Genomic DNA, 24,399 nt, shown 5'->3' on the forward strand with positions numbered 1-24,399 from the left:
CTGCTGTCAACTGCCTTTTTCACCGCTGCCGATCGTGAGACCGAAGCACCTCCGCCACCCTCTTCAACAATCAACTCTTTGATATTCAAGGAGTTTTTCGTTCCGATGTCGCTGGAAGTGGGGCGCATTATAAGGGGATCTGACAGGGCGTCAACCGTTAATTTCATTAAAGTGAAATATCGGGGGAAAAGACCGTGTCAGGGCCTCCAGGTGTTCGCCACAACCCTTGCAGCGCCTATGAGACCGAGCGCCGCCCGCGCGGCGCATCGCGGCACAAGGCCGCTCCTACATCTGTTTCGGGCCAATTATGCCTGTGAAAGTATCGGCGCCTGCCTTGGTGCATGCCTCGAGTCGTGCGCAGCGGCAGTGGTGACCACGCTGAAAACGCGTCGTACCAACAAGGCGGACCAGGTAATGGCACAGGATTGACTGGCCCGAAACAAATGTGGGAGCGGGCTTGTCCCGCGATGCGCCGCGCGGGCGGCGCTCGATCTCATAGGCGCCAGAGAATCTTCGGCGAACACCTCTGAGACACAACGCAATCCCACGGCGAACACCTCTGGAACACAACGCAACCCCAAGGCGAACACCTCGCACACACAACACAATCCCAAGACAGGCACCTAACAACACCAACCCCATTCCCAACCGACCCTCAAGCCGCCCTCCCCCGCCCGACCAATCGTGGAACACGCCGCCACACCGGGGGAATGCGCAGCACCAGAAGGAAAACCCCAACAGCGGCATACACCGCCCACTCCTTCAGGTCCGAGCGCACGATCCACAGGAAGTGCAACAGCCCCAACCCGAGAATCACATAGACCAGGCGGTGCAGCTTCTTCCACCGCGCGCCAAGACGCCGCTGGCTATACCGGTTGGAAGTGACCGCCAGCGCCAGCAGGCCAAGAAAACCCAAGGCGCCGACAATGATGTAGGGCCGCTTGCGCAACTCCACCCCGAACTGCCCCCAATCCAGCCCCAGGATGAACACCATGTACGCCGTCATGTGCAGCACTATATAAGCAAAGCACCACAACCCCAGCTGACGCCGCACCACGATCCAGCCCGACCACCCCGTCAGCCGCTGCAGCGGCGTCATGCTCAGGGTGATCAACAGGAAGACCAGCGCCCCCAGGCCAAGACGGTCCACCATGATCTTGCCCGGATCCGGCCCGAGCAGCCCCATGGCCGCCTCGTACAACCACCATACGGGGAACAGGCAGCCGCTCACGAAGATCGCCAGGCGCAGCCAGGGATAACGCATCAGTAGTTCTTCCGCAGGTCGAGGCCGGTATACAGCGACGCCACTTCATCGGCGTAGCCGTTAAACATCAGCGTATCGCGCACATTGGGACTGAACAGCCCGCTGGGCAGGCGACGCTCCCGGGCCTGGGTCCAGCGTGGGTGGTCGACCGTCGGGTTGACGTTGGCATAGAAGCCGTACTCGTCCGGCGCCAGCCCCTGCCAGGTGGTCTGCGGCTGCTCCGCCACCAGGCTGATGCGCACGATCGACTTGATGCTCTTGAATCCGTACTTCCATGGCACCACCAGACGCAGCGGCGCGCCATTCTGGTTGGCCAGCTCACGGCCATACATGCCCACCGCCAGAATCGCCAGCGGGTTCATCGCCTCGTCCAGGCGCAAGCCCTCCACATACGGCCAGTCGATCAGGGCAAAGCCGGACCGCTGGCCGGGCATGCTCTTCGGGTCTTCCAGGGTTTCGAAACGGATATAGCGCGCCTTCGAGGTTGGCTCGACCTGCTTAAGCACCTGCGCCAAGGGGAAGCCCAACCAGGGAATCACCATCGACCAGGCCTCCACGCAGCGCAGGCGGTAGATCCGCTCCTCGAGCTGGTAAGGCTTGACGAAGTCCTCCAGCGCATAGCGCCCGGGCTTGGCCACCTCGCCATCCACCACCAGGCTCCAGGGCTCGGTCTTCAGGCTGCCGGCATTGGCCGCCGGATCGCCCTTGTCGGGCCCGAACTCGTAGAAGTTGTTGTAGTGGGTGGCGTCCTTGAACGGCGTGATCGCCTCACCGCTGACGGTAACCGCCTGCCAGCGCGTGGCGCCGAGCTTATCGGTGAACCAGCCCGGCGCGCTGCCCGCCTCGACATCGGCATAGCGGGAAACCTCCGCCGCGGCGCCCAACCGGGGCAAAGCACCCAGGGCTGCACCTGCAAGGCTGGCGCCCAGCAGCTTGCGACGGGAGAGGTAGAAATCTTCGGGGGTGATCTCGGACGACTTGCAGTCGCTGGATCGGGGAAGCTTGATGAGCATGGCGGCTCCACAGTACGGGTCACTGATGTACACGTAAGACTATGGAGCCGGCAGGTTATTCCGCGATTAAATCCTTGTCAGGATTTACGACGGCGCGCCCGCAACAGGAACTGGATCGGCCCCGACGCGGCATAGGCGAGGAAGATCAGCAGCAGGATGCGCGGCGGGTCGCTGAACACCACGGCGAACACCAGCACCACGGCCAGGATCGCGACAAAGGGCACGCGGCCCTTGAGGTCGAGTTCCTTGAAGCTGTTGTACTTGATGTTGCTGACCATCAGCATGCCCGCGGCTGCCACCAGCAGCGCCACCAGGAACGACAGCTTGGAGCCCTGGATGCCGTAGTCGCTGAACGCCCAGACGGTACCGGCCACCACGCCGGCCGCCGCCGGGCTGGCCAGGCCGATGAAGTAACGCTTGTCGGCGGTGCCGACCTGGGTATTGAAGCGTGCCAGGCGCAGCGCAGCGCCAGCCACATAGATGAAGGCGACCATCCAGCCGACCTTGCCCATGTCGCCCAGGGCCCAGCCGAACGCCAGCAACGCCGGCGCCACGCCGAAGGCGACCATGTCCGACAGCGAGTCGTACTCGGCACCGAAGGCGCTTTGCGTATTGGTCATGCGCGCCACGCGACCATCGAGGCCGTCGAGGACCATGGCGACGAAGATCGCGATGGCGGCGAAGGCGAAATACTTGCTCGCCTCCCGTGGATCACCCGCGCTCAGGGCGCTCTGCGCGCTCATCGAGCTGATGATGGAATAGAAGCCGGCGAACAGGTTCGCGGTGGTGAACAGGTTGGGCAGCAGATAGATACCGCGGTGACGCACCTTGCGCCCTTCGGCGTCGTGACCTTCTTCAACGTGCTCATCGACAGGTAGCAGGCTTTCGGCGTCGGAGGGCTTGTTCGGCTCTTCGGGACGTTCGCTCATGAAAAGTACCTTGCAACAGGGTGGAATATGTTCGACATGGGCTCGGCAAAACCGTTCTAACAGCGAGCCACTGGTCGCTTTATACCAGAAGCTGACCGCGCAAACGAAAAAACGCGGCCGAAGCCGCGTTTTTCATTTATCGACGCAAGACTCAGTTCTTGGTCTTGTCGACGATCTTGTTGGCCGAGATCCACGGCATCATCGAACGCAGTTGCTCGCCGATGATTTCGATGCCGTGGGCGGCGTTGTTGCGGCGCTTGGCGGTCATCGAAGGATAGTTGGTGGCGCCTTCGCTGATGAACATCTTCGCGTACTCGCCGTCCTGGATGCGCTTGAGGGCATTGCGCATGGCCTTGCGGGATTCTTCGTTGATGACTTCAGGGCCGGTGACGTACTCACCGTACTCGGCGTTGTTGGAGATCGAGTAGTTCATGTTGGCGATACCGCCTTCGTACATGAGGTCGACGATCAGCTTCAACTCGTGCAGGCACTCGAAGTAGGCCATTTCCGGGGCGTAGCCCGCTTCGACCAGGGTTTCGAAACCGGCCTTGACCAGCTCGACGGTACCGCCGCACAGAACGGCCTGCTCACCGAACAGGTCGGTTTCGGTCTCGTCCTTGAAGGTGGTTTCGATGATGCCGGTACGGCCGCCACCGACGCCAGCGGCGTAGGACAGGGCGACGTTCTTGGCGTTGCCCGAGGCGTCCTGGTAGATGGCGATCAGGTCAGGGATACCACCGCCCTTGACGAACTCGGAGCGCACGGTGTGGCCCGGAGCCTTCGGCGCGATCATGATCACGTCGAGGTCGGCACGCGGAACGACCTGGTTGTAGTGGATCGAGAAGCCGTGGGAGAAGGCCAGGGTGGCGCCCTTCTTGATGTTCGGCTCGATCTCGTTCTTGTACAGCTGGCCCTGGAATTCGTCCGGGGTGAGGATCATGACCAGGTCGGCAGCGGCGACGGCGGTAGCCACGTCAGCCACTTTCAGGCCGTGGGCTTCTGCCTTGGCAACGGTAGCCGAACCTTTACGCAGACCGACGGTAACGTCCACACCGGAGTCCTTCAGGTTGCACGCCTGGGCGTGACCTTGCGAACCGTAACCGATGATGGCGACTTTCTTGCCCTGGATGATGGAAAGGTCGCAGTCTTTATCGTAGAAAACTTTCATGAAATACCCCTGTTATATCTCGGCCCCAGCGGAGCCATCGCTAGTTTTTGAAGTTAGATGCTGAGCACTTTGTCGCCACGGGCAATGCCGGTGACGCCACTGCGCACGGTTTCGAGAATCGATGCGGTGCCGATGGCCTGGATGAAGCTGTCCAGCTTGTCGCTGGTGCCGCTCAGTTGCACGGTGTACACGCTGGCGGTCACGTCGACGATCTGGCCACGGAAGATATCCGTGGTGCGCTTGATTTCGGCGCGCTGGGCACCGGTGGCCTTGACCTTGACCAGCATCAGTTCGCGCTCGATGTGGGCGCTTTCCGACAGGTCGACAAGCTTGACCACTTCGACCAGCTTGTTCAGGTTCTTGGTGATCTGCTCGATCACCTCGTCATGGCCAACGGTGGTCAGCGTCAGACGCGACAGGGTCGGGTCTTCGGTCGGTGCCACGGTCAGGCTTTCAATGTTGTAGTTGCGCTGGGAGAACAGGCCGACCACGCGAGACAAGGCACCGGGTTCGTTTTCCAGCAGCAAAGAGATGATGTGCCGCATATCAGGTACGCTCCGTCTTGCTCAGCCACATGTCACGCATCGAGCCGTCCTTGATCTGCATCGGATAGACGTGCTCGGTCCGGTCGACCGCGATGTCGATGAACACCAGGCGGTCCTTCATCGCAAAAGCCTCTTCCAGTTTCGGCTTGAGGTCTTTCAGGCTGGTGATGCGGATGCCCACATGGCCATAGGCCTCGGCCAGCTTGACGAAGTCCGGCAGCGACTCGACGTAGGAGTGCGAGTGGCGACCGTTGTAGGCCATGTCCTGCCATTGGCGGACCATGCCCAGCACACCGTTGTTCAGGTTGACGATCTTCACCGGCAGGCCGTACTGCATGCAGGTGGACAGCTCCTGGATGTTCATCTGGATGCTGCCTTCACCGGTAACGCAGGCCACGTCCTGGTCGGGGAAGTTGAGCTTGACGCCCATGGCCGCCGGGAAACCGAAGCCCATGGTGCCCAGGCCGCCGGAGTTGATCCAGCGGTTGGGTTTGTTGAAGCGGTAGTACTGCGCCGCGAACATCTGGTGCTGGCCCACGTCGGAGGTGACGAAGGCATCGCCGTTGGTCACTTCGCACAGGGTCTCGATCACCTGTTGCGGTTTGATGAGGTTGCCGTCGCCCTTGTCGTAGGGGAACAGCGCACCGTCGCCGCGCCATTCGTCGATCTGCTTCCACCAGGCATCCAGCGCCGCCTTGTCAGGCTGCTCGCCGATTTCCTTGAGGATGGTGAGCATCTCGCTCAACACGCTCTCGACCGGGCCGACGATCGGCACGTCGGCCTTGATCATCTTGGAGATCGACGCCGGGTCGATGTCGATGTGAATGATCTTGGCGTTCGGGCAGAACTTGGCCGGGCCGTTGACCACGCGGTCGTCGAAACGCGCACCGACGGCGAAGATCACGTCGGCGTGGTGCATGGCCATGTTGGCGGTATAGCTGCCGTGCATGCCGAGCATGCCGAGGAACTGGCGATCGGTGCCGGGGAAGCCACCGAGGCCCATCAGGGTGTTGGTGACCGGCAGGTTCAGCGTCTTGGCGATTTCGGTGAGGGCTTCGGAGCCGCCGCCGAGGATCACGCCACCGCCGGAGTAGACGATCGGGCGCTTGGCCGCCAGGAGCATCTCGGCCGCCTTGCGGATCTGCCCGGAGTGACCACGAACAGCCGGGCTATACGAACGCAGCTTGACCTTTTTCGGGTAGATGTACTCGAACTTCTCGGCCGGGTTGGTCATATCTTTTGGAATGTCGACCACTACCGGGCCGGGACGGCCGGACTGCGCAAGATAGAAGGCTTTTTTCAGGACTTCGGGGATTTCCGAAGCGTGCTTGATCATGAAGCTGTGCTTCACGATCGGCCGGGAGATACCGATCATGTCGGTTTCCTGGAACGCGTCGGTGCCGACCATGGTGCTGGGCACCTGGCCAGACAGGATGACCATCGGAATGGAATCCATGTAGGCGGTGGCAATGCCGGTGATGGCATTGGTCGCGCCCGGGCCGGAAGTCACCAGTACCACGCCGGCCTTGCCGGTGGCACGGGCGTAACCGTCCGCCATATGGGTGGCAGCCTGCTCGTGGCGGACCAGGATGTGCTGGACTTCCGGTTCCTTGAACAGGGCATCGTAAACATGAAGGAGAGCACCACCAGGGTACCCGTAGATGTGCTTAACGCCTTCGTCACGCAAGAAGCGGACGACCATCTCAGCGCCAGATAAAAGCTCCACGTTGTTCACCTCTAAAACGCCAGAATACCGCCCTCACTGAGCGGGTCTTAATAGGTTTACTGCCAAGCAGAGCATGAGCGAACGTCAGCACTGACTGAGCAAGTATTGGGAGTGCCCTGGTGTGTTGCGGGCCTTCCCACCCAGCGCGAGGTAACGCGTTGCGGGGTGTTACAAGTCGGCGCGGGTGTGCGCCTCATGATCTGCTTAGCGGGTCTGCTTCTGGCAGTCCCTCTACAGCGGAATCTGGATTCTTGTGATTCGGCGCGCACAAGTCAAGAAAAATTATTGCCAATTTTTCCGCAAGATGAATTGCTGCAACCACTAAAAAGGTGCTCAGCAGCAGATTTAAGAAGATTTCCATAAAAAAGGGCCACAATCTGCGGCCCTTGATGGAAAAAGAGAAGAAATCAGGCGGAGGGGCTGATCAATTGGTCGAATTCTGCCAACAGGCGCCGTAGCTCGCGGCTTTGTTCCGGACGGTCGACAAACACCGTCTCGGCCATCACCAGGATGCCCGAGGCATTGGGCAGCGGGTGGCCGTGCTCGAGAATGAGCGTCATCCGCGGCAGGAAGATCCACTGCAGCCACTGTTCGAAGGCCATGCTGTCGACGGCGAACGGCACCACGCTGGCCAGCGCCTCGGCGCTGGGTGCGGCATCACTCCACCAGCCCTGGACCTTGAGCTCGCGCTCGATCAGCAGCAGATGGTCGGCGATATCGAGAATGCGCTGTTCCATCACAGGTTGACCCGCGCCTTCTGCCGCGCCAGGGCCGCGCCGGCACTGTCACCCTGCTTCTCGCGGGCCTGGGCGATGGTGTTCCACAGCTGCGCCTGCAGGTCGGGGCGACCATTGGCGTAGGTCAGGGCGCGGCGCGCCAGTTGCTCGGACTGCGCGGCGTCGCCCTGCGACAGGCGCACCTGGGCCAGGCGGAACAGCACCTGCGGCTCACGCGGGGCAATGCGCTGGGCACGCTCCAGGCTCGACGCGGCGCCGTTGAAGTCGCCACTGCCCTGCTGCTGCTGGGCGGTGGTCAGCAGCGCCAGCACCGGGCCGTCGAGCTGTTCGTCGGCGGACAGGCCGCCGCCGGAGACGTTGCCCCGCGGAATCCCGGTGGGCGCGCTGGTGACCGGTGCCGGATTGCTCATCGAGGCGATGTCGAAGGGCTCGTCGGCGATCGGATTGGGGTTGGTGCTGATCGGGCCGCTGCTGACCGGACCCGGGGTGATCGGCCCGGTGCTGATCGGTGCCGAGCCGGTACCTGCCGGGAACGACTGGATCGGCGCGCCGCCGGTCCCTTGCGGGATCATCACGGTGACGCCGGAGTCTTCCGGCAACGACCGGGCCTGGCTGCTGCCGCCGCTGGTCGGATAGGCCGACGTGCGGTTGGCCGAGACGCGCTCGCTGTTGGAGACCCGGGTGCTCGAATCGACCACCGGAATGTTGCCACGCGGGACGCTGGCACAGCCGTGCAGCACGGTCACTGCCGCCACGGCAGGAATCCACCACTTGTTCACTTCACACCCTCTTCAGAAGCTCGCGCTCAATTCATCCAGCCCTTGACCCAGTCCATCACCTCTTCGGCCGGGTTCTGCTCGCCACCACAGGTGGCGCCAGCGGGTGGTTCACTGCCACGAATATACGGCATCTGCACCGCTCCCGGACAGCTGCCGTCGGAACCCTGGCCGCTGTAAGGATCGATCCAGGCCTGCACCACGTTGTCCGGCTGCGGCATGTCCAGCGGCAGCGGGTCGGCCTTCTTCATGAAGCTGGTCCACACCTGCAGCGCGCCGGTGGCACCGGTGAACGGCGTCTTGCCGTTGTCGTCGCGGCCCAGCCAGACCACCGCCAGCAGGTCCTGGCTGAAGCCGGAGAACCAGCTGTCGCGCGAGTCGTTGCTGGTGCCGGTCTTGCCCGCCAAGGTCAACGAACTTGGCAGCACGCTGTACACCGAACGACCAGTGCCTTCGCGCATTACCCGCTGCATGGCGTTCTGCACCAGGTAGATCGAGCCCGGGTCGAAGGTCTGCTGGATCTGGAACGGGTAGCGCTTGAGCGGCTCGCCTTCGGCGGTGAGCACGCTGCGGATACCGCGCATCGGCGTGTTGAAGCCGCCGTTGGCGATGGTCTGGTACATGGTCGCCACCTGCATCGGCGACATGCCGCCGGCGCCCAGCAGCATCGACGGGAACGCCGGCCAGTCGACCTGCACGCCGAGCCGACCGATGGTCTTGATCACGTTGGGCACGCCCACTTCCAGGCCGAGCTTGGCGGTCGACAGGTTGTAGGAGTTGGCCAGGCCCTGGTACAGGTAGATGGTGCCGTGCGGGCGGCGATCGTAGTTCTGCGGACGCCACACCTGGCCATCGGCGCCCTTGACCGAGAACGGCTCGTCCTGCACCCAGCTGGTCAGGGTGAACTTGCTCGGTTGCTCCAGCGCGGTCAGGTAGACCGCCGGTTTGACCAGCGAGCCGATCGGCCGCACCGCATCGATGGCGCGGTTGAAGCCGGCGAAGCCCGACTGGCGGCTGCCGATCAGCGCCTGCACCTCACCGGTCTCGGGGTTGGTGACGACCATCGCCGATTCCACTTCGTCGGCGCCCTTGCGCCCGGCCAGGCGCTTGAAGGTCTCGCTCATGGCGGTCTCGGCCTTCATCTGCAGGATCGGGTCGAAACTGGTGAAGATGCGCAGGCCTTCCTCGGTCAGGTCTTCGTCGCGGTAATCCTGGCGCAGCTGGCGCTTGACCAGGTCGAGGAAGGCCGGGAACGAGCTGTCGGCCAGGCTGCCGCGCTTGGTCACGCCCAGCGGCATCTTCTTCGCTGCATCGACCACCTCCTGGGTGGCCACGCCCTGCTCGGCGAGCAGGTCGAGCACCAGGTTGCGCCGTTGCAGGGCGCGCTCGGGGTGACGGCGTGGGTTGTAGTAGGACGGGCCCTTGACCATGCCCACCAGCAAGGCGATCTGGTGCAGCTTGAGTTCCTGCAGCGGCTGGCTGAAGAAGAACTGGCTGGCAAGGCCGAAGCCGTGCACCGCGCGCTGGCCGTCCTGGCCGATGAACACTTCGTTCAGATAGGCCTCGAGGATTTCACGCTTGTCATAGTGCACTTCCAGCAGCACCGACATCATCGCTTCGGTCAGCTTGCGACTGAGACTGCGCTCGTTGGTGAGGAAGAAGTTCTTCACCAACTGCTGGGTCAGGGTACTGCCGCCCTGGCGCATGGCGCCCGAAGAGGTGTTGACCCAGACGGCCCGGGCAATGGACTTGGGCGACACGCCGAAGTGGCTGTAGAAGTCGCGGTCTTCGGTGGCGATCAGGGTTTCCACCAGGTACGGCGGCACCTGGTCGATCTTGATCAGGATGCGGTCTTCGAGGTTCTTCGGGTAGATGCCGCCGATCATCAACGGCTCGAGGCGCACCACGTCGAGCTTGCCGCCATTGGCGCCGCTGAGGCCCGCGACATAGTCGCCGGAGAAGCGCACGCGCACGAACTGCGCCGGCTCCATGCCCTCGTAGAACTGGAAACCACGGGTGTTGAGGTCGACGTTGTTGCCATTGACCGACGCGGCGCCCGGGCCATTGGCCACGCCTTCCCGGCGATAGCCCAGGGCATCGAGTTCGGTGAGGAAGTCGTTCTTGCTCAGCTTCTGGCCGACGAACAGCTCCAGCGGCCGGGCATACACCTTGGCCGGGATGGTCCAGCGCTTGCCGGAGAACTTCTCCTGGACGGTCGCATCGAGGTAAACCGCGAAGCCGGCGATCACCACCAGGCCGACCAGGCTGAGCTTGAGTGCCCAGCCCAGCCAGGCGCGGGCGCGGCCGGTCGGGCGTTTTTTAGAGGTGCGGGAATTTCGGGTACGTGTCATGGCGGCGGATTATACGCACTTTGGAAAAGGGGGGCAGACGCCTACGGCGGTTTGCAGGGACGGCACCATTGACCATAATGTCCGATTCGAATTCCCTGACCCCTGAAGGATGATCCGTGAGCCAAGCCCTGATCAGCGCGCTGCAGAACCCCGCCCTCTATCCGCACCCTGTCGCGGGCTTCCAGCTCATCGAGACGCATATCTCCTGGGTTCTGCTCACCGGCGAGTACGCCTACAAGATCAAGAAGCCGATGAACTTCGGCTTCCTCGACTTCACCGGCCTCGACCAGCGCGGGCATTTTTGTAACGAAGAGCTGCGGCTGAACCAGCGCCTGACCGAAGGCCTGTACCTGGAAGTGCTGCCGATCACCGGCAGCGTCGAGGCCCCGCAGATCGGCGGCGAAGGCCCGGCGATCGAGTACGCGCTGAAGATGCGCCAGTTCCCTCAGGACCAGATGCTCAGCACCCTGCAGGCCAACGGCGAGCTGAACGCCGGTCACATCGACCAGATGGCCCGGCAGATCGCCGAGTTCCACCTGCAGGCGCCGAAAGTGCCAGTCGACCATCCGTTGGGCACCCCGGACGCGGTCATGGCGCCGGTGGAGCAGAACTTCGAGCAGATCCGCCCGTTCCTGACCGACAAGGCCGACCTGCAGCAACTGGACAACCTGCAGGCCTGGGCCCAGGACAGCTTCAAGCGCCTGCATGGTCTGCTCGAGGCGCGCAAGGCCGATGGTTTCATCCGTGAGTGCCACGGCGACATCCACCTGGGCAACGCCACCCTGATCGACGGCAAGGTGGTGATCTTCGACTGCATCGAGTTCAACGAGCCGTTCCGCCTGACCGACGTCTACGCCGACGTCGGCTTCCTGGCCATGGACCTCGAGGACCGCGGCCTGAAGTGCCTGTCGCGACGCTTCATCAGCCAGTACCTGGAGCTGACCGGTGACTACGAAGGTCTGGAGCTGCTGAACTTCTACAAGGCCTACCGCGCCCTGGTGCGGGCCAAGGTCGCGCTGTTCAGCCTGTCGCCCGACGCCGACGGCGTGCAGCGCGCCACCACCCTGCGCACCTACCGCAACTACGCCAACCTGGCCGAAAGCTACAGCGCCATTCCCTCGCGCCTGCTGGCCATTACCGAGGGCGTTTCGGCGGTGGGCAAGAGCCACGTGGCCATGCGCCTGGTCGAAGCGCTGGGCGCAATCCGCGTGCGTTCGGATGTCGAGCGCAAGCGCCTGTTCGGCAAGCAATCGGCAGACAACGCCGGCCAGCTCGAGGCAGGCATCTACGACAAGGAGGCCAGCGTTGCCACCTACAAGCGCCTGCATGAGCTGGCGGCGATCATCCTGCGCGCCGGCTTCCCGGTGGTGCTCGACGCCACCTACCTCAAGCAGCAGCAGCGCAAGGCGGCGGCGGACGTGGCCAACAAGACCGGCGCGCCATTCCTGATTCTCGACTGCCAGGCCCCCGACGCGGTGATCGCCAGCTGGCTGGCCCAGCGCCAGGCCGAAGCCATCGACCCTTCGGACGCCACCCTGGAAGTGATCCAGGCGCAGCAAGCCAGCCGCGACCCGCTGGATGCCGAGGAGCAGAAGCACAGCAAGCGCGTGAACACCCAGGAAAGCGCCAGCATGGACCAACTGATCGAGCAGATCCGCCAGCACCTGCCCGGCCTTTGACCCGCAAGGCGTGAAGCAGTCGACAGTTCACGCCTGAAGTCCGGCGTCCCTCCAGTGATGTCATTACAATATCATCACACCCCACGGAGGAGGCGCCGCCATGAATCAGCCCCGTCAGCTGGACAACGTCCTGTACTCGATGATCCGCGACGAGAAGATCGCGGCGTTCAACCGCGAGAAGCCCAGCGATTCGACTATCGACTTTCGAGGCGGTGATTTCCGCGGCCTGGATCTGCGCGACCTGGACGTACGCGGCATCGACTTCACCGACGCGTACTTTCGCGCTGCCGACCTGCGCGGGCTCGACCTGCGCGAGAACGGCCTGGAGGGCGCCAGCCTCGCCCATGCGCAGATCTCCGGGACCTACTTCCCGGCTGAGCTCAGCGCCGACGAGATCCTGATGTCGGTGAAGTTCGGGACGCGGATGCGTTATCGCAGCCAGCGCCAAGGGTAAGCGCCTGGCCTGCACAAGGCTGTGGGCGCGAACTTTGCTGGAGCGGGTGCGTGGGAGCGGGCTTGCCCCGCGATAGCATCGGCCCCTGCGATCGCCATCGCGGGGCAAGCCCGCTCCCACGCACCCGCTCCAGCAGGGTTCCATCCAGCGAAAGTACTGCATCCCGTCGGCCCCGATGGCAAAAGGCCGCGTTATTCACAACCCCCGCTACACTCCTCATTGACCTGCTCGCGATTTATCCCCACGACCCGTTCAGCCATCGCAAGGAGGCTCGATGAACGATGAATTGCAGCATCTGAAAAACCTTGGCAAGACCTCCGCGCAATGGCTGCACGCCGTCGGTATCCACAGTGCTTCGGACCTGCGCCGGCTCGGCGCGGTGGGTGCCTATCAAGCCGTGAGAACGCGAGGATTCCGGGCTTCGAAGGTGTTGTTGTACGCCATCGAGGGGGCCCTGCTGGACATGCACTGGAACGACCTGCCGGCCGAACGCAAGCAAGCGCTGAACCAACAGCTCGACGCGAAATGCCCGTCACAGAAAAACGAAAAATAATTGGAAAAGGCATTGACTCCGAAATGAGAATCGTTATGATTATCACAACTGGTCGCGAGACCGGTTGGGTAACCTGAATGCTCCCTGGTTCGGACGCTCAGATTATCTCCTCATCAGGCTAATCACGGTTATTGACCCGGCACTTTGCCGGGTCTTTTTTTGCCCGCGATTCAGTGCGCCTTGCGCAGTTGGGCGCAGTAGTCCTGCTCCGGCGTCGCCGGGGTGTACCAGACGAAGTCGGCCATGCCCGGCTCGACCGTCTCCCCCACTTCCGTCAGCAACAGCACCTTGCCCTCGGCCTTGGCGTCGAGGTCGGCCAGATGCAGGGGCACGCCCAGGTCCTTGCGCGCATGGTAGCTGCCGGTGAACAGCAGCGCCGGTTGCGGCGCGGCCAGCAGCCGCTCGGCGATGCGTCGGTCGCGCTGCTGCTGCACCGCCAACATCGCCGGCAGTTGGTTTTCCGGCAGCAGGTTGCAGTGGCCGGCGCGCACCTGTGCCAGCAGCGCCTGCACCACGGCCGGCGCATTGGAGCGCTCACCCGATGGTGTCACGGGCTGACGATAGGCCTGGCGGACTTCCTCCGGCGACAGGTTCGCGGCCAGCAACGGGTAAGGTTGGCCCAGGGCCTCGCGGACGATCGGCCCGTACAGCGCCCAGTCCCAACCGGGTTGCCAGTCGAGGGCCTTGGGCAGGTCGGCTGGCGGCGACGCCTTGCCCTTCTGCGCATCGACCAGGGCCTGCTGCTGCGGCTCAAGCATTTCCAGCAGCAGGCTGCCCTGCGGCCGGCGGCTCTCCAGGGCGCGCAGCAACCAGAGCTGCAGGCGGTGATGGTCGGGGTTGTCGTGCTTTTCACCCACCAGTACCCGTGGCGCATCGGCCAGGCGCTGGACCAACTGCCCGGGGCTCAGTGCCTGGCCGCTGGACAACTCGATGATCTGCCCCAATTGGGCGCTGTCGCGGCCCTCGATACCCTGCCAGGCCGGCACGGGTGGCAGGCTCGCCTGGCAACCACCCAGCGCCAGCGCCAGGCAGATCGACAGGCCAGACAGCACAGGATGGCGCATGGTGAAAGGCTCCTAGCGAGTGATGATCAGCGGGTGGCCGCGCTCCGGGTGAGGCTGGACCAGGACATCGATACCAAATACCGCCCGCAGCGCCGCCGGTGTCAGCACCTGCTGCGGGGTGTCCAGGGCGTGGCAGCGGCCCTGCTCCAGCAGCAGGATATGGTCACAGTAGCGCGCCGCCAGGTTCAGGTCATGCAGGATCACCAGCACCGCCGCACCACGGTCGGCGAAGCTGCGCACCGCCTGCAGCGTGGTGTGCTGGTGCAGCGGGTCGAGCGCGGAGGTGGGCTCGTCGAGCAGCAGCGTGGTACCCGGCTCGCCGGGCCACAGCTGGGCCAGCACCCGCGCCAGGTGCACGCGCTGGCGTTCGCCGCCGGATAGCGCCAGGTAGCTGCGCTCGACCAGGTGCCCCGCATCCGCCGCGGCCAGCGCCGCCTCGACGATCTCCCGGTCGCGCTGACGGCCGCTGGCGTGAGGCAGGCGACCGAGGCCGACCACCTCCTCGACACTGAACGCGAAGCCCAGGCTGGACACCTGCGGCAACACCGCCAGCCGGCGGGCCCGTTCCTGCCCCGACCAGCCCTCCAGACCGCGACCATCGAGGTGGACCTGCCCGGCGCTGGGCGCCAGTTCGCCACACAGGGCGCCCAGCAGGCTGCTTTTGCCAGCGCCGTTGGGCCCGAGCACGCCGAGAACCTGCCCGGGCCGCAGCGTCAGGTTGATGTCGTGCAGCACCTGGCTACCACCGCGCTTGAGGGACAGCCCTTGGACGTCGAGCATCAGCTACGTACCTTCACCAGCAGGAACAGGAAGAATGGCGCCCCGATGAAGGCGGTGACGATGCCGATCGGCAATTCCGCCGGGGCCAGGGCCAGACGCGCAATCAGGTCGGCGAACAGCAGCAGGGTACCGCCCGCCAGCAGCGACGCCGGCAACAGCACCCGGTGATCCGGCCCCGCCACCAGGCGCACCAGGTGCGGCACCACCAGGCCGATAAAGCCGATCAGGCCGGCAGCGGCAACCGCCGCCCCCACGCCCAGCGCGGTGCAGAACACCAGTTCGCGCTTGAGCGCTTCGACCTCGATGCCCAGGTGTCGGGCTTCCGACTCGCCCAGCAGCAAGGCGTTGAGCGCCTGCGCCCGGCGCGGCAGCCACAGGGCCACGGCCGCCGCCACCAGCAGCAAGGGCCATAGCCGCTCGTAGCTGGCACCGTTGAGGCTGCCCAGGTTCCAGAACGTCAGGGTGCGCAGGGTGGCGTCGTCGGCCAGGTAGGTGAACAGGCCCACCGCCGAGCCGCCCAGCGCGGTCATGGCGATACCGGCCAGGAGCATGGTGGCCACATTGGTCTGCCCGTCACGCCGCCCCAGGCGGTAGACCATCGCCGTCACGCCCAGCCCACCGACGAAGGCGCAGAGCGACAGCAGGTAAGGCGCGAACCAGTCGGCAATGCCCCCCAGCCAACTGCCGCCGACGATCGCCACCGCCGCGCCCAGGGCAGCGCCACTGGCGACGCCGACCAGGCCCGGATCGGCCAGCGGGTTGCGGAACAGCCCCTGCATCGCCACGCCGGACAACGCCAGCACGGCACCGACCGCCAACCCCAGCAAGGTGCGCGGCAGGCGGATCTGGCCGAGGATCATCTCGGCCTGCTCCAGGCCTACGCCGGATACCGGCAAGCCGATCAGGCGCAAACCGGCGCGCAGGGTGTCGAGCAACGGCAGGCTGACCGGGCCCAGCGCCAGCGATAGCCAGACCGCGAGCAGGCACAGCAGCGCCAGGGTAATGAACAAGGTACGTGGTCGAATCCGCTGCCTCATGGGTTGAAGCTGGCCTTGGCGGCAGGGTAGAAGCTGGCGGCCAGCTCATGCAGGGTGGCGGGCAGGCGCGGGCCCAGGCCGCCGACCAGCAGCGTCGGGTCGAGGGACAGCAGGCGTTTGTCGCGCACCGCGCGCGAAGTCGCCAGGGCCGGGTTTTCCTTGATCAGCGCCTGCAGGGCTTGCTCGCCGCTGAGGGCCCGGTCGGAGAACACCACCACGTCCGGATTCAGCGCGGCGAGGGCCTCCACCGAGAAGTTCTTGTAGCCCTGGTGATCGGCGAGGTTGCGCCCTCCCGCCTGGCGCAGCACCCAGTCCCCGGCGGTGCCCTGCCCGGCGATCATCGGCTTGGCGCCGGCATGGCCGACCAGCAGCAGGACACCGGGCGCCTTGTGCCCGGCCTGGACCTGCTCGACCTGCTTGTGCAGCGCCTCCAGTTGCCGGCGATAGTCAGCGGCCAGCGCCTCGGCCTTCTGCTCGTTACCCAGCAATGCCCCCAAATGCTTGAGGTTCTCGTCCACCGCGCCGACCTCGGCCTTGCTGGAGAACAGCTCGACCCGCACCCCGGCCTTGCGGATCTGCGCCAGCACCGGCGGTGGTCCCATCTCCTCGGTACCCACCAGCACATCGGGGCGCAGGCTGAGGATGCCCTCGGCCGACAACTGGCGCTGGTAGCCGATGCTGGGCAGTGCCTTGAGCGACTCGGGGTGCTGGCTGGTGGTGTCGACACCGACCAGCCGCTGCTCGCCGCCCAGGGCGCTGATCCACTCGCTCAGGGCACCACCGGCGCTGACCCAGCGCTGCGGCAGCTCGGCGGCCATGGTTTGGGCGGACAGGGCAAGACCGGCGCACAGGGCAATCAAGGCAGCGGGACGGCGCATCATCGGATTCCTTTGCAGAGGGCGGGCAGCACACCTTGTGGCGGGCGGCACAAGTGCGCACCATAGACAGCCTGGCGCGGCGAATGCGGGCAATTTGATAATTATTCGCATTGAAGCGTCAAGCCATCCCTTTGTCACACGGCTTAACCGGAAACTCCGCTGCAATGCATTTTCTCTGCGCCTCCAACGACCTCGCCGAGGGCCACAGCCGCGCCTTCAGCGTAGCCGGCGTGCCGCTGTTCGGCGTGCGCCGCCAGGGCAAGGTCCACCTCTACCGCAACCGCTGCCCGCACCGGGGCATCCCGCTGAACTGGGCGGCGGACAACTTTCTCGACGACAGCGCGAGCCTGATCCAGTGCGCCCATCACGGGGCCCAGTTCCTGATAGAAAGCGGCGAATGCATCACTGGCCCCTGCGCGGGCGAATGGCTGGAGGCCCTGGACTGCCGGGAAGACAGCCAGGGCATCTGGCTCACGGAGTGAGCAGCACCGGCAGCGGACGGTCGATGACCAGTTGCTGCGCATCCAGCCGGGTGCCGTAGGCCAGTACCTCGACCCCTTGCGCCACGGCGGCGCGCAGGGCCTGGGCATAGGCGGCGTCGATCTCCTCGGCAGGGCGCACGGCCTCGATACCGGTCAGGTTCACGCAATACAGCTGCACCGCGCGGATACCCTGGCGCGCCAGGGTGGCCAGCTCGCGCAGGTGCTTGGCGCCGCGCTGGGTGACAGCGTCGGGGAAGGCCGCCACCGGCGTGTCGGGGTAACCCAGGGTTACGCTCTTGACCTCGACATAGGCCTGGGTGCCGTCGGCATACTCCAGATAAAAGTCGATCCGGCTGCGCTCCTCGCCATAGGCCACCTCACGCTTGAGCGTGGTGAAGCCAGTCAGTTCGCTGATCACCCCGGCGCGCAGCGCCTCTTCCACCAAGGCGTTGGCACGCCCGGTATTGACGCAGGCCAGCCGGCCCTGGGGCGTTTCGCTGATCTCCCAGGTACCGGGTAACTTGCGCTTGGGGTCGTTGGAGCGGCTGAACCACACCTGCCCGCCCTCGCGCATGCAGTTGAGCATTGAGCCGGTGTTGGGGCAATGAATGGTGATCTGCTCACCACTGGCCAGCTCGATGTCGGCCAGGAAGCGTTTATAGCGGCGCAGCAGGCGCGCCTGTTCCAGGGGCGGAAACTGCATCGGTCAGCCCTGCCAGCTCTGCAGGCCACGGGCGATGCGCTGTACCGCCTCTTCCAGGCGCGGCAGGCTCTGGGTATAGGCGAAACGCACATGGTGACTGGCCTGGTGCCGGCCGAAGTCCAGACCCGGGGTGAATGCCAGGTGCTCGGTTTCCAGGAAGTGCCGGCAGAACGCGAAGGCATCGCCGCCGAACGCGCTGATATCGGCATACAGATAGAAGGCCCCCTGCGGCTCCACGGCGATGCCGAAGCCCAGCCCGCGCAATGCCGGCAGCAGATAGTCGCGGCGACGGGCGAACTCGGCGCGGCGCTCTTCGAGGATGGCCAGGGTTTGCGGCTCGAAGCACGCCAGCGCGGCGTGCTGGGCCATGCTCGGGGCACTGATGTAGAGGTTCTGCGCCAGCTTTTCCAGGTCTGCCACCGCCGACGGCGGGGCCACCAGCCAGCCCAGGCGCCAGCCGGTCATGCCGAAATATTTGGAAAAACTGTTCAGGACGAATGCCTCATCGTCCACTTCCAGCACGCTCGGCGCATCCATGCCGTAGGTGAGGCCGTGGTAGATCTCGTCCACCACCAGATGCCCGTGACGCTCGCGGGTGGCCCTGGAAAGGCTGGCCAGCTCGTCGCGGTCGAGCACGGTGCCGGTCGGGTTGGCCGGTGAGGCGACCAGGGCGCCGACAGTGTCCTTGTCCCAATGACGCTCGACCAGATCAGCGGTCAGCTGATAATTGACGTCCGGGCCCACCGGCACCAGCTGCGCGCCACCTTCGACCAGGCGCAGGAAATGCCGGTTGCACGGATACCCCGGGTCGGCCAGCAGCCAATGCTTGCCCGGATCGACCAGCAGGCTGCTGGCCAGCAGCAGGGCGCCGGAGCCGCCAGGGGTGATGAGCACGCGCTCCGGATCGAGGTCCACACCGTAACGCTGGCCATAGAACCCGGCAATCGCCTCGCGCAGTTGCGGCAGGCCACGGGCCGCCGTGTAGCGGGTGTGCCCGGCGGCCAGGGCGGCCTGGCCTGCGGCGACGATCGGCGCGGCGGTGGTGAAGTCCGGCTCGCCGATCTCGAGGTGGATCACGTCGTGGCCCGCGGCCTGCAGCTCGTTGGCACGGGCCAGCAGGGCCATGACGTGGAAGGGTTCGATGGCGCGACTGCGCGCACTGTGTGGCTGAGCCATGGGCCTTCTCTCAATTGGGTCTAAACTGGTGATTCTACCTGTGCACGCCAACGAACGCGCCGGTCAAGCCGCTGTCAAAAGCAGGCATAGGGCGGGGTAGCGCACCCCGGATCTATCTGGTAAGTTCGGCGGCTCGCAGTCGCAGGGCCGGCGGGCGCCGGAGATGGAAGCAAGCCTGCGCATTGGATCAGATGAGTGAGAGGCGGTCTATTCATGTCCACCGTAGAAAAGCAAAAAGTCCAGACCATGTACGGTGTCGAGCCCTACGTAGAGGCCAAAGGTGAAGAGTACATGGGCGAGCCCATGAAGAAGCACTTCATCAAGCTGCTCAGCGCCTGGAAAGGCGAGCTGATGGTCAGCGTGGATCGCACCGTGGACCACATGAAGGACGAAGCAGCCAACTTCCCCGACCCGGCGGACCGTGCCAGCCAGGAAGAAGAATTCGCCCTGGAGCTGCGCAACCGCGATCGCGAGCGCAAGCTGATCAAGAAGATCGACAAGACCCTCGACAAGATCAAGGCCGACGAGTACGGCTGGTGCGACTCCTGCGGCATCGAGATCGGCCTGCGCCGCCTCGAGGCCCGTCCGACCGCCGACCTGTGCTTCGACTGCAAGGAAATTGCAGAGAAGAAGGAAAAGACTGTCGGTAAAGGCTGATCCCGGACCCTCGCAGACGGGGCGTATCGGTTGTGGAAGCGGGCTTGCCCGCTTTCTACGACGGGTACGCCCCGTCTTCATTTATATAGCTGTGCAACCCATGAACGACTCCCGCTACATCGGCCGCTTCGCCCCCACCCCCAGTGGCTTCCTGCACTTCGGCTCGCTGGTCGCCGCCCTCGCCTCCTGGCTTGACGCCCGCGCCGTGAACGGCCGCTGGCTGCTGCGCATGGAAGATACCGACCCGCCCCGGGAGATGCCCGGCGCCCGTGACGCGATCCTGCAGACGCTGGAGCGCTACGGGCTGGAGTGGGACGGCGAGGTGGTGTTCCAGAGCCAGCGCCACGATGCCTATGCCGCGGTGGTCGACCGCCTGTTCAACATGGGCCTGGCCTATGCCTGCAGCTGCTCGCGCAAGCAGCTGGAAGGGCACAACGGCATCTACCCAGGCTTTTGCCGCAACGCCGGGCACGCCCGCGAAGGCGCGGCGATCCGCCTGCGGGTGCCGGAGCTGATCTATCGATTCAGCGATCGGGTCCAGGGCACGTTCGAGCAGCACCTGGGCCGCGAGGTGGGCGACTTCGTCATCCAGCGTCGCGACGGGCTGTATGCCTACCAGCTGGCGGTGGTGCTGGACGATGCCTGGCAGGGGGTTACCGATATCGTGCGCGGCGCCGACCTGCTGGACAACACGCCGCGCCAGCTGTACCTGCAGGAGTTGCTGGGGTTCTCGCAGCCGCGTTACCTGCACATTCCATTGATCGTGCAGCCGGACGGGCACAAGCTGGGCAAGTCGTACCGCTCGCCACCGCTGGAGGCGGACCAGGCGACGCCGTTGCTGCTGCGTGCCCTGCGGGCATTGGGGCAGCAGGCCGATCCGGCACTGGCGGGGGCCAGCCCGGCCGAGGTGCTGGCGGTGGCCCGGCAGCAGTGGCGGCCGGAGAATATTGCCCGGCAAATGACAGTGCCCGAAGCTGAATTGCGCTGATGCCCTGGTTCGACCGGCCAACGCGATCCCTGTAGGAGCGGCCTTGTGCCGCGATGGGCTGCAAAGCAGCCCCGGCAATATCTGAGGCAACACTGAAAACCTGGGGCCGCTACGCGCCCCATCGCGGCACAAGGCCGCTCCTACAGGGACCGCGCAAGACAGCAAGCCCTGCGTTTCAGCAAAATCAAAAGCCCAACAAATTCAACCCCTTGGCGAACCGCACCGATTCCCGCTAGCATCGCCCCAGCCATTTGCGCCAATAATAAGTCCAAGCCCGCAGCGCCCAACCCATCGAGGCCAGCATGTACATCTATCGTTTGGTCCTGCTTCTGGTCGTGGGGATCTACCTGTTCTCCCCGGCCATCATGGACTGGTGGATCGAGCCGACCGGAGCCTGGTACCGCCCCTACCTGCTCTGGCTGATCCTGATCGTCGTCACCTTCATCCTGCAGAGCCAAAGAGATGCCGATGAGCTTTAGCCTGACCCAGATGATCCTGATCAGCGCCGCCTACCTGCTGGTGCTGTTCGGCGTGGCCTGGATCAGCGAACGCGGGCTGATCCCGCGCGCGGTCATCCGCCACCCCCTGACCTACACCCTGTCGCTGGGCGTCTACGCCAGTGCCTGGGCCTTCTATGGCTCGGTCGGCCTGGCCTACCAATACGGCTACGGCTTCCTCGCCTGTTACCTGGGGGTGTCCGGGGCCTTCCTGCTGGCACCGGTGTTGCTCTACCCGATCCTCAAGATCACCCGCACCTACCAGCTTTCGTCGCTGGCCGACCTGCTGGCGTTTCGCTTTCGCAGCACCTGGGCCGGCGCGCTGACCACCATCTTCATGCTGATTGGCGTGCTGCCGCTGCTGGCCCTGCAGATCCAGGCGGTGGCCGACTCGATCAGCATCCTCACCGGCGAACCGGTCAAGGCGCGGGTGGCGTTCGCCTTCTGCGTGCTGATCGTGCTGTTCACCATCTTCTTCGGCTCGCGCCATATCGCCACCCGCGAGAAGCATGAAGGCCTGGTGTTCGCCATCGCCTTCGAATCGGTGATCAAGCTACTGGCCCTCGGCGGCGTCGGCCTCTACGCGCTGTACGGCGTGTTCGGTGGGCCGCACGGCCTGGAAGTCTGGCTGCTGCAGAACCAGACCGCCCTCGCCGCCCTGCACACCCCACTGCAGGAGGGGCCGTGGCGCACCCTGCTGCTGGTGTTCTTCGCCTCGGCGATCGTCATGCCGCACATGTACCACATGGCCTTCACCGAGAACCTGAGCCCACGCTCGCTGGTCAGCGCCAGCTGGGGCCTGCCACTGTTCCTGCTGCTGATGAGCCTGGCCGTGCCACTGGTGCTGTGGGCCGGCCTGCGCCTGGGCGCCAGCACCAACCCTGAGTACTTCACCCTGGGCCTGGGCATTGCCGCCAACAACGAAGCGCTGGCGCTGCTGGCGTATGTCGGCGGGCTGTCGGCCGCCAGCGGGCTGATCATCGTCACCACCCTGGCGCTGTCGGGCATGGCCCTGAACCACCTGGTACTGCCGCTGTACCAGCCGCCGGCCGAAGGCAACATCTACCGCTGGCTGAAATGGACCCGCCGGGCGCTGATCGTCGCCATCATCACCGCCGGTTTCGTCTTCTACCTGACCCAGAACACCCACCAGAGCCTGGCCAACCTGGGCATCGTCGCCTTCGTCGCCACCCTGCAGTTCCTGCCCGGCGTGCTTTCGGTGCTGTACTGGCCGACCGCCAACCGCCGCGGTTTCATCGCCGGGCTGCTGGCCGGCATGCTGGTGTGGATGGTGACCATGCTGCTGCCGCTGCTGGGCAACCTGCAGGGCTTCTATATCCCGCTGCTGGACATGATCTACGTGCTGGACGACACCAGCTGGCACATGGCGGCCATCGCCTCGCTGGCAGCCAACGTCCTGCTGTTCACCCTGATCTCGCTGTTCACCAACGCCAGCAGCGAAGAGGTCAGCGCCGCCGAGGCCTGCGCAGTGGATAACGTGCGTCGCCCGCAGCGCCGCGAGCTGCATGCCGCCTCGCCCCAGGAGTTCGCCACCCAACTGGCCAAGCCGCTGGGCGCCAAGGCCGCACAGAAAGAGGTGGAACAGGCCCTGCGCGACCTCTACCTGCCCTTCGACGAGCGCCGTCCCTACGCCCTGCGCCGCCTGCGCGACCGCATCGAGGCCAACCTCTCCGGCCTGATGGGCCCGAGCGTGGCCCAGGACATGGTCGAGACCTTCCTGCCCTACAAGTCCGGCAACGAGAACTACGTCACCGAGGACATCCACTTCATCGAGAGCCGACTCGAGGATTACCACTCACGCCTGACCGGCCTTGCCGCCGAGCTCGACGCCCTGCGTCGCTACCACCGCCAGACCCTGCAGGAACTGCCCATGGGCGTGTGCTCGCTGGCCAAGGACCAGGAGATCCTGATGTGGAACAAGGCCATGGAGGAGCTCACCGGGATCGCCGCCAAGCACGTGGTCGGTTCTCGCCTGGTGACCATCGGCGAACCCTGGCGCGGCCTGCTGCAAGGTTTCATCAACGTGCCCGACGAGCACCTGCACAAGCAGCGCCTGGCCCTCGATGGCCAGCCGCGCTGGCTCAACCTGCACAAGGCGGCCATCGACGAGCCGCTGGCCCCGGGCAACAGCGGCCTGGTGCTGCTGGTCGAGGACCTCACCGAGACCCAGGCGCTGGAAGACAAGCTGGTGCACTCCGAACGCCTGGCCAGCATCGGTCGCCTGGCGGCGGGCGTGGCCCACGAGATCGGCAATCCGATCACCGGCATCGCTTGCCTTGCGCAGAACCTGCGCGAGGAGCGCGAGGGCGACGGCGAGATCATCGAGCTGTCCAGCCAGATCCTCGAGCAGACCAAGCGCGTGTCGCGCATCGTCCAGTCGCTGATGAGCTTCGCCCATGCCGGCGGTAGCCAGCAGAACAGCGAAGAGCCGGTGTGCCTGGCCGAAGTCGCGCAGGACGCCATTGGTCTGCTGGCATTGAACCGGCGCAATTTCGAAGTACAGTTCTTCAACCTCTGCGACCCGCAACACTGGGTCGAGGGCGACCCGCAGCGCCTGGCCCAGGTGCTGATCAACCTGCTTTCCAACGCCCGCGACGCCTCCCCGCCCGGCAGCGCCGTGCGCGTGCGCAGTGAAGTGAACGAACACACCGTCGACCTGATCGTCGAGGACGAAGGCAGCGGCATCCCGAAAAGCATCATGGACCGCCTCTTCGAACCCTTCTTCACCACCAAGGACCCGGGCGAAGGAACCGGACTGGGGCTCGCTCTGGTCTATTCCATCGTGGAAGAGCATTATGGGCAAATCACCATCGACAGCCCGGCCGACATCGAGCGCCAACGTGGTACCCGGATCCGCGTGACCCTGCCCCGGCATGTCGTAGCGACGTCCCCTGAAATTCGAGACCGTCGAGAGAATTGAA

24 protein-coding genes are annotated in these 24,399 nt (G+C 64.9%); 9 read left to right on the plus strand and 15 right to left on the minus strand.

Going from position 1 to position 24,399, the window contains the following annotated elements:
* Window positions 1-429: hypothetical protein (locus NMG10_RS10725; protein WP_254464322.1), on the plus strand; the 429-nt coding region annotated here is incomplete at its 5' end.
* Between the two features lie 226 nt (window positions 430-655).
* Here NMG10_RS10725 and msrQ read toward each other — a convergent pair.
* From msrQ to mrcB, 9 genes are all read right to left on the minus strand, one after another.
* Entirely contained in the window at window positions 656-1,264 is a 609-nt protein-coding gene (gene msrQ, locus NMG10_RS10730) for a protein-methionine-sulfoxide reductase heme-binding subunit MsrQ (RefSeq protein ID WP_254464323.1), read from the minus strand.
* On the minus strand, window positions 1,264-2,277 hold the full coding sequence (gene msrP / locus NMG10_RS10735) for a protein-methionine-sulfoxide reductase catalytic subunit MsrP (protein ID WP_254464324.1): 1,014 nt from the start codon (window positions 2,275-2,277) through the stop codon (window positions 1,264-1,266). The genes msrQ and msrP overlap by 1 nt, the downstream gene beginning before the upstream one ends.
* Before the next feature lie 77 nt (window positions 2,278-2,354).
* Entirely contained in the window at window positions 2,355-3,206 is an 852-nt protein-coding gene (pssA, locus tag NMG10_RS10740) for a CDP-diacylglycerol--serine O-phosphatidyltransferase (RefSeq protein ID WP_028691215.1), read from the minus strand.
* Window positions 3,207-3,357: 151 nt separating this feature from the next.
* A complete protein-coding gene (ilvC, locus tag NMG10_RS10745; RefSeq protein ID WP_027917653.1) occupies window positions 3,358-4,374 on the minus strand; it encodes a ketol-acid reductoisomerase in 1,017 nt (338 codons plus the stop codon).
* 53 nt (window positions 4,375-4,427) lie between these two features.
* Window positions 4,428-4,919, minus strand: a complete 492-nt coding sequence (gene ilvN / locus NMG10_RS10750) for an acetolactate synthase small subunit (RefSeq protein ID WP_003250040.1) — start codon at window positions 4,917-4,919, stop codon at window positions 4,428-4,430.
* A 1-nt stretch (window position 4,920) separates the two neighbouring features.
* Entirely contained in the window at window positions 4,921-6,645 is a 1,725-nt protein-coding gene (locus NMG10_RS10755; RefSeq protein WP_232857782.1) for an acetolactate synthase 3 large subunit, read from the minus strand.
* A 407-nt stretch (window positions 6,646-7,052) separates the two neighbouring features.
* Entirely contained in the window at window positions 7,053-7,385 is a 333-nt protein-coding gene (locus NMG10_RS10760; RefSeq protein WP_203648060.1) for a YqcC family protein, read from the minus strand.
* A complete protein-coding gene (locus NMG10_RS10765; RefSeq protein WP_203648061.1) occupies window positions 7,382-8,161 on the minus strand; it encodes a M48 family metallopeptidase in 780 nt (259 codons plus the stop codon). Before NMG10_RS10765 ends, NMG10_RS10760 begins: the two co-directional genes overlap by 4 nt.
* A gap of 26 nt (window positions 8,162-8,187) precedes the next feature.
* Window positions 8,188-10,509 (minus strand): penicillin-binding protein 1B, encoded by a 2,322-nt coding sequence (mrcB, locus tag NMG10_RS10770; RefSeq protein WP_203648062.1) that lies wholly within the window; start codon window positions 10,507-10,509, stop codon window positions 8,188-8,190.
* A 116-nt stretch (window positions 10,510-10,625) separates the two neighbouring features.
* Here mrcB and NMG10_RS10775 point away from each other — a divergent pair, with 116 nt between their 5' ends.
* The 3 genes from NMG10_RS10775 to NMG10_RS10785 all read left to right on the plus strand — a co-directional run bounded on the left by NMG10_RS10775 (window position 10,626) and on the right by NMG10_RS10785 (window position 13,195).
* A complete protein-coding gene (locus tag NMG10_RS10775) occupies window positions 10,626-12,188 on the plus strand; it encodes a bifunctional aminoglycoside phosphotransferase/ATP-binding protein (protein WP_234563019.1) in 1,563 nt (520 codons plus the stop codon).
* Window positions 12,189-12,288: 100 nt separating this feature from the next.
* Window positions 12,289-12,642: a pentapeptide repeat-containing protein gene (locus tag NMG10_RS10780; RefSeq protein WP_254464325.1), complete on the plus strand. Its 354-nt coding sequence runs from the start codon at window positions 12,289-12,291 to the stop codon at window positions 12,640-12,642.
* Window positions 12,643-12,916: 274 nt separating this feature from the next.
* Entirely contained in the window at window positions 12,917-13,195 is a 279-nt protein-coding gene (locus NMG10_RS10785) for a TfoX/Sxy family protein (protein ID WP_203648064.1), read from the plus strand.
* A gap of 170 nt (window positions 13,196-13,365) precedes the next feature.
* Here the strand turns inward: NMG10_RS10785 and NMG10_RS10790 are convergent, their stop codons facing one another.
* The 4 genes from NMG10_RS10790 to NMG10_RS10805 are packed head-to-tail and all read right to left on the minus strand — an operon-like array spanning window position 13,366 to window position 16,957.
* Entirely contained in the window at window positions 13,366-14,259 is an 894-nt protein-coding gene (locus tag NMG10_RS10790; RefSeq protein ID WP_254464326.1) for a ChaN family lipoprotein, read from the minus strand.
* A gap of 12 nt (window positions 14,260-14,271) precedes the next feature.
* Window positions 14,272-15,039 carry a heme ABC transporter ATP-binding protein gene (locus NMG10_RS10795; protein WP_254464327.1) on the minus strand — a complete coding sequence of 256 codons (768 nt, stop codon included), beginning with the start codon at window positions 15,037-15,039 and terminating at the stop codon, window positions 14,272-14,274.
* A complete protein-coding gene (locus tag NMG10_RS10800) occupies window positions 15,039-16,022 on the minus strand; it encodes an iron ABC transporter permease (RefSeq protein ID WP_254464354.1) in 984 nt (327 codons plus the stop codon). The genes NMG10_RS10795 and NMG10_RS10800 overlap by 1 nt, the downstream gene beginning before the upstream one ends.
* Before the next feature lie 50 nt (window positions 16,023-16,072).
* Window positions 16,073-16,957, minus strand: a complete 885-nt coding sequence (locus NMG10_RS10805) for a hemin ABC transporter substrate-binding protein (RefSeq protein WP_254464328.1) — start codon at window positions 16,955-16,957, stop codon at window positions 16,073-16,075.
* Window positions 16,958-17,118: 161 nt separating this feature from the next.
* On the opposite strand from NMG10_RS10805, the gene NMG10_RS10810 reads away from it, so the two are divergent.
* Complete coding sequence (locus NMG10_RS10810) at window positions 17,119-17,436, plus strand: Rieske 2Fe-2S domain-containing protein (protein WP_203648068.1); 318 nt, start codon at window positions 17,119-17,121, stop codon at window positions 17,434-17,436.
* On the opposite strand, the gene sfsA is transcribed toward NMG10_RS10810, so the two are convergent.
* Window positions 17,426-18,139 carry a DNA/RNA nuclease SfsA gene (gene sfsA, locus NMG10_RS10815; protein WP_254464329.1) on the minus strand — a complete coding sequence of 238 codons (714 nt, stop codon included), beginning with the start codon at window positions 18,137-18,139 and terminating at the stop codon, window positions 17,426-17,428. The genes NMG10_RS10810 and sfsA overlap by 11 nt on opposite strands.
* A 3-nt stretch (window positions 18,140-18,142) precedes the next feature.
* Window positions 18,143-19,315: a pyridoxal phosphate-dependent aminotransferase gene (locus NMG10_RS10820; protein ID WP_203648070.1), complete on the minus strand. Its 1,173-nt coding sequence runs from the start codon at window positions 19,313-19,315 to the stop codon at window positions 18,143-18,145.
* 213 nt (window positions 19,316-19,528) lie between these two features.
* On the opposite strand from NMG10_RS10820, the gene dksA reads away from it, so the two are divergent.
* The 4 genes from dksA to NMG10_RS10840 all read left to right on the plus strand — a co-directional run bounded on the left by dksA (window position 19,529) and on the right by NMG10_RS10840 (window position 24,398).
* Window positions 19,529-19,972, plus strand: coding sequence for an RNA polymerase-binding protein DksA (gene dksA / locus NMG10_RS10825; RefSeq protein ID WP_203648071.1), 444 nt, complete (start codon window positions 19,529-19,531; stop codon window positions 19,970-19,972).
* A gap of 100 nt (window positions 19,973-20,072) precedes the next feature.
* A complete protein-coding gene (gluQRS, locus tag NMG10_RS10830; RefSeq protein ID WP_203648072.1) occupies window positions 20,073-20,960 on the plus strand; it encodes a tRNA glutamyl-Q(34) synthetase GluQRS in 888 nt (295 codons plus the stop codon).
* A gap of 302 nt (window positions 20,961-21,262) precedes the next feature.
* Window positions 21,263-21,439: a hypothetical protein gene (locus NMG10_RS10835; protein ID WP_003250005.1), complete on the plus strand. Its 177-nt coding sequence runs from the start codon at window positions 21,263-21,265 to the stop codon at window positions 21,437-21,439.
* On the plus strand, window positions 21,423-24,398 hold the full coding sequence (locus NMG10_RS10840; protein ID WP_028691233.1) for a sensor histidine kinase: 2,976 nt from the start codon (window positions 21,423-21,425) through the stop codon (window positions 24,396-24,398). The genes NMG10_RS10835 and NMG10_RS10840 overlap by 17 nt, the downstream gene beginning before the upstream one ends.
* The last annotated feature ends 1 nt before the right edge of the window (window position 24,399 follow it).

Source organism: Pseudomonas sp. DVZ6 (genome assembly GCF_024259445.1).
In the GTDB taxonomy this organism is placed as follows: Bacteria; Pseudomonadota; Gammaproteobacteria; order Pseudomonadales; family Pseudomonadaceae; genus Aquipseudomonas; species Aquipseudomonas peradeniyensis.

Coding starts and splice junctions, on each gene's coding strand:
- NMG10_RS10810 (WP_203648068.1), top strand. CDS start 17,119: ATGCATTTTCTCTGCGCCTCCAACGACCTCGCCGAGGGCCACAGCCGC.
- NMG10_RS10780 (WP_254464325.1), top strand. CDS start 12,289: ATGAATCAGCCCCGTCAGCTGGACAACGTCCTGTACTCGATGATCCGC.
- NMG10_RS10790 (WP_254464326.1), bottom strand. CDS start 14,259: ATGCGCCATCCTGTGCTGTCTGGCCTGTCGATCTGCCTGGCGCTGGCG.
- gluQRS (WP_203648072.1), top strand. CDS start 20,073: ATGAACGACTCCCGCTACATCGGCCGCTTCGCCCCCACCCCCAGTGGC.
- msrP (WP_254464324.1), bottom strand. CDS start 2,277: ATGCTCATCAAGCTTCCCCGATCCAGCGACTGCAAGTCGTCCGAGATC.
- mrcB (WP_203648062.1), bottom strand. CDS start 10,509: ATGACACGTACCCGAAATTCCCGCACCTCTAAAAAACGCCCGACCGGC.
- ilvN (WP_003250040.1), bottom strand. CDS start 4,919: ATGCGGCACATCATCTCTTTGCTGCTGGAAAACGAACCCGGTGCCTTG.
- pssA (WP_028691215.1), bottom strand. CDS start 3,206: ATGAGCGAACGTCCCGAAGAGCCGAACAAGCCCTCCGACGCCGAAAGC.
- sfsA (WP_254464329.1), bottom strand. CDS start 18,139: ATGCAGTTTCCGCCCCTGGAACAGGCGCGCCTGCTGCGCCGCTATAAA.
- NMG10_RS10795 (WP_254464327.1), bottom strand. CDS start 15,039: ATGCTCGACGTCCAAGGGCTGTCCCTCAAGCGCGGTGGTAGCCAGGTG.
- NMG10_RS10820 (WP_203648070.1), bottom strand. CDS start 19,315: ATGGCTCAGCCACACAGTGCGCGCAGTCGCGCCATCGAACCCTTCCAC.
- ilvC (WP_027917653.1), bottom strand. CDS start 4,374: ATGAAAGTTTTCTACGATAAAGACTGCGACCTTTCCATCATCCAGGGC.
- NMG10_RS10835 (WP_003250005.1), top strand. CDS start 21,263: ATGTACATCTATCGTTTGGTCCTGCTTCTGGTCGTGGGGATCTACCTG.
- msrQ (WP_254464323.1), bottom strand. CDS start 1,264: ATGCGTTATCCCTGGCTGCGCCTGGCGATCTTCGTGAGCGGCTGCCTG.
- NMG10_RS10785 (WP_203648064.1), top strand. CDS start 12,917: ATGAACGATGAATTGCAGCATCTGAAAAACCTTGGCAAGACCTCCGCG.
- dksA (WP_203648071.1), top strand. CDS start 19,529: ATGTCCACCGTAGAAAAGCAAAAAGTCCAGACCATGTACGGTGTCGAG.
- NMG10_RS10805 (WP_254464328.1), bottom strand. CDS start 16,957: ATGATGCGCCGTCCCGCTGCCTTGATTGCCCTGTGCGCCGGTCTTGCC.
- NMG10_RS10840 (WP_028691233.1), top strand. CDS start 21,423: ATGCCGATGAGCTTTAGCCTGACCCAGATGATCCTGATCAGCGCCGCC.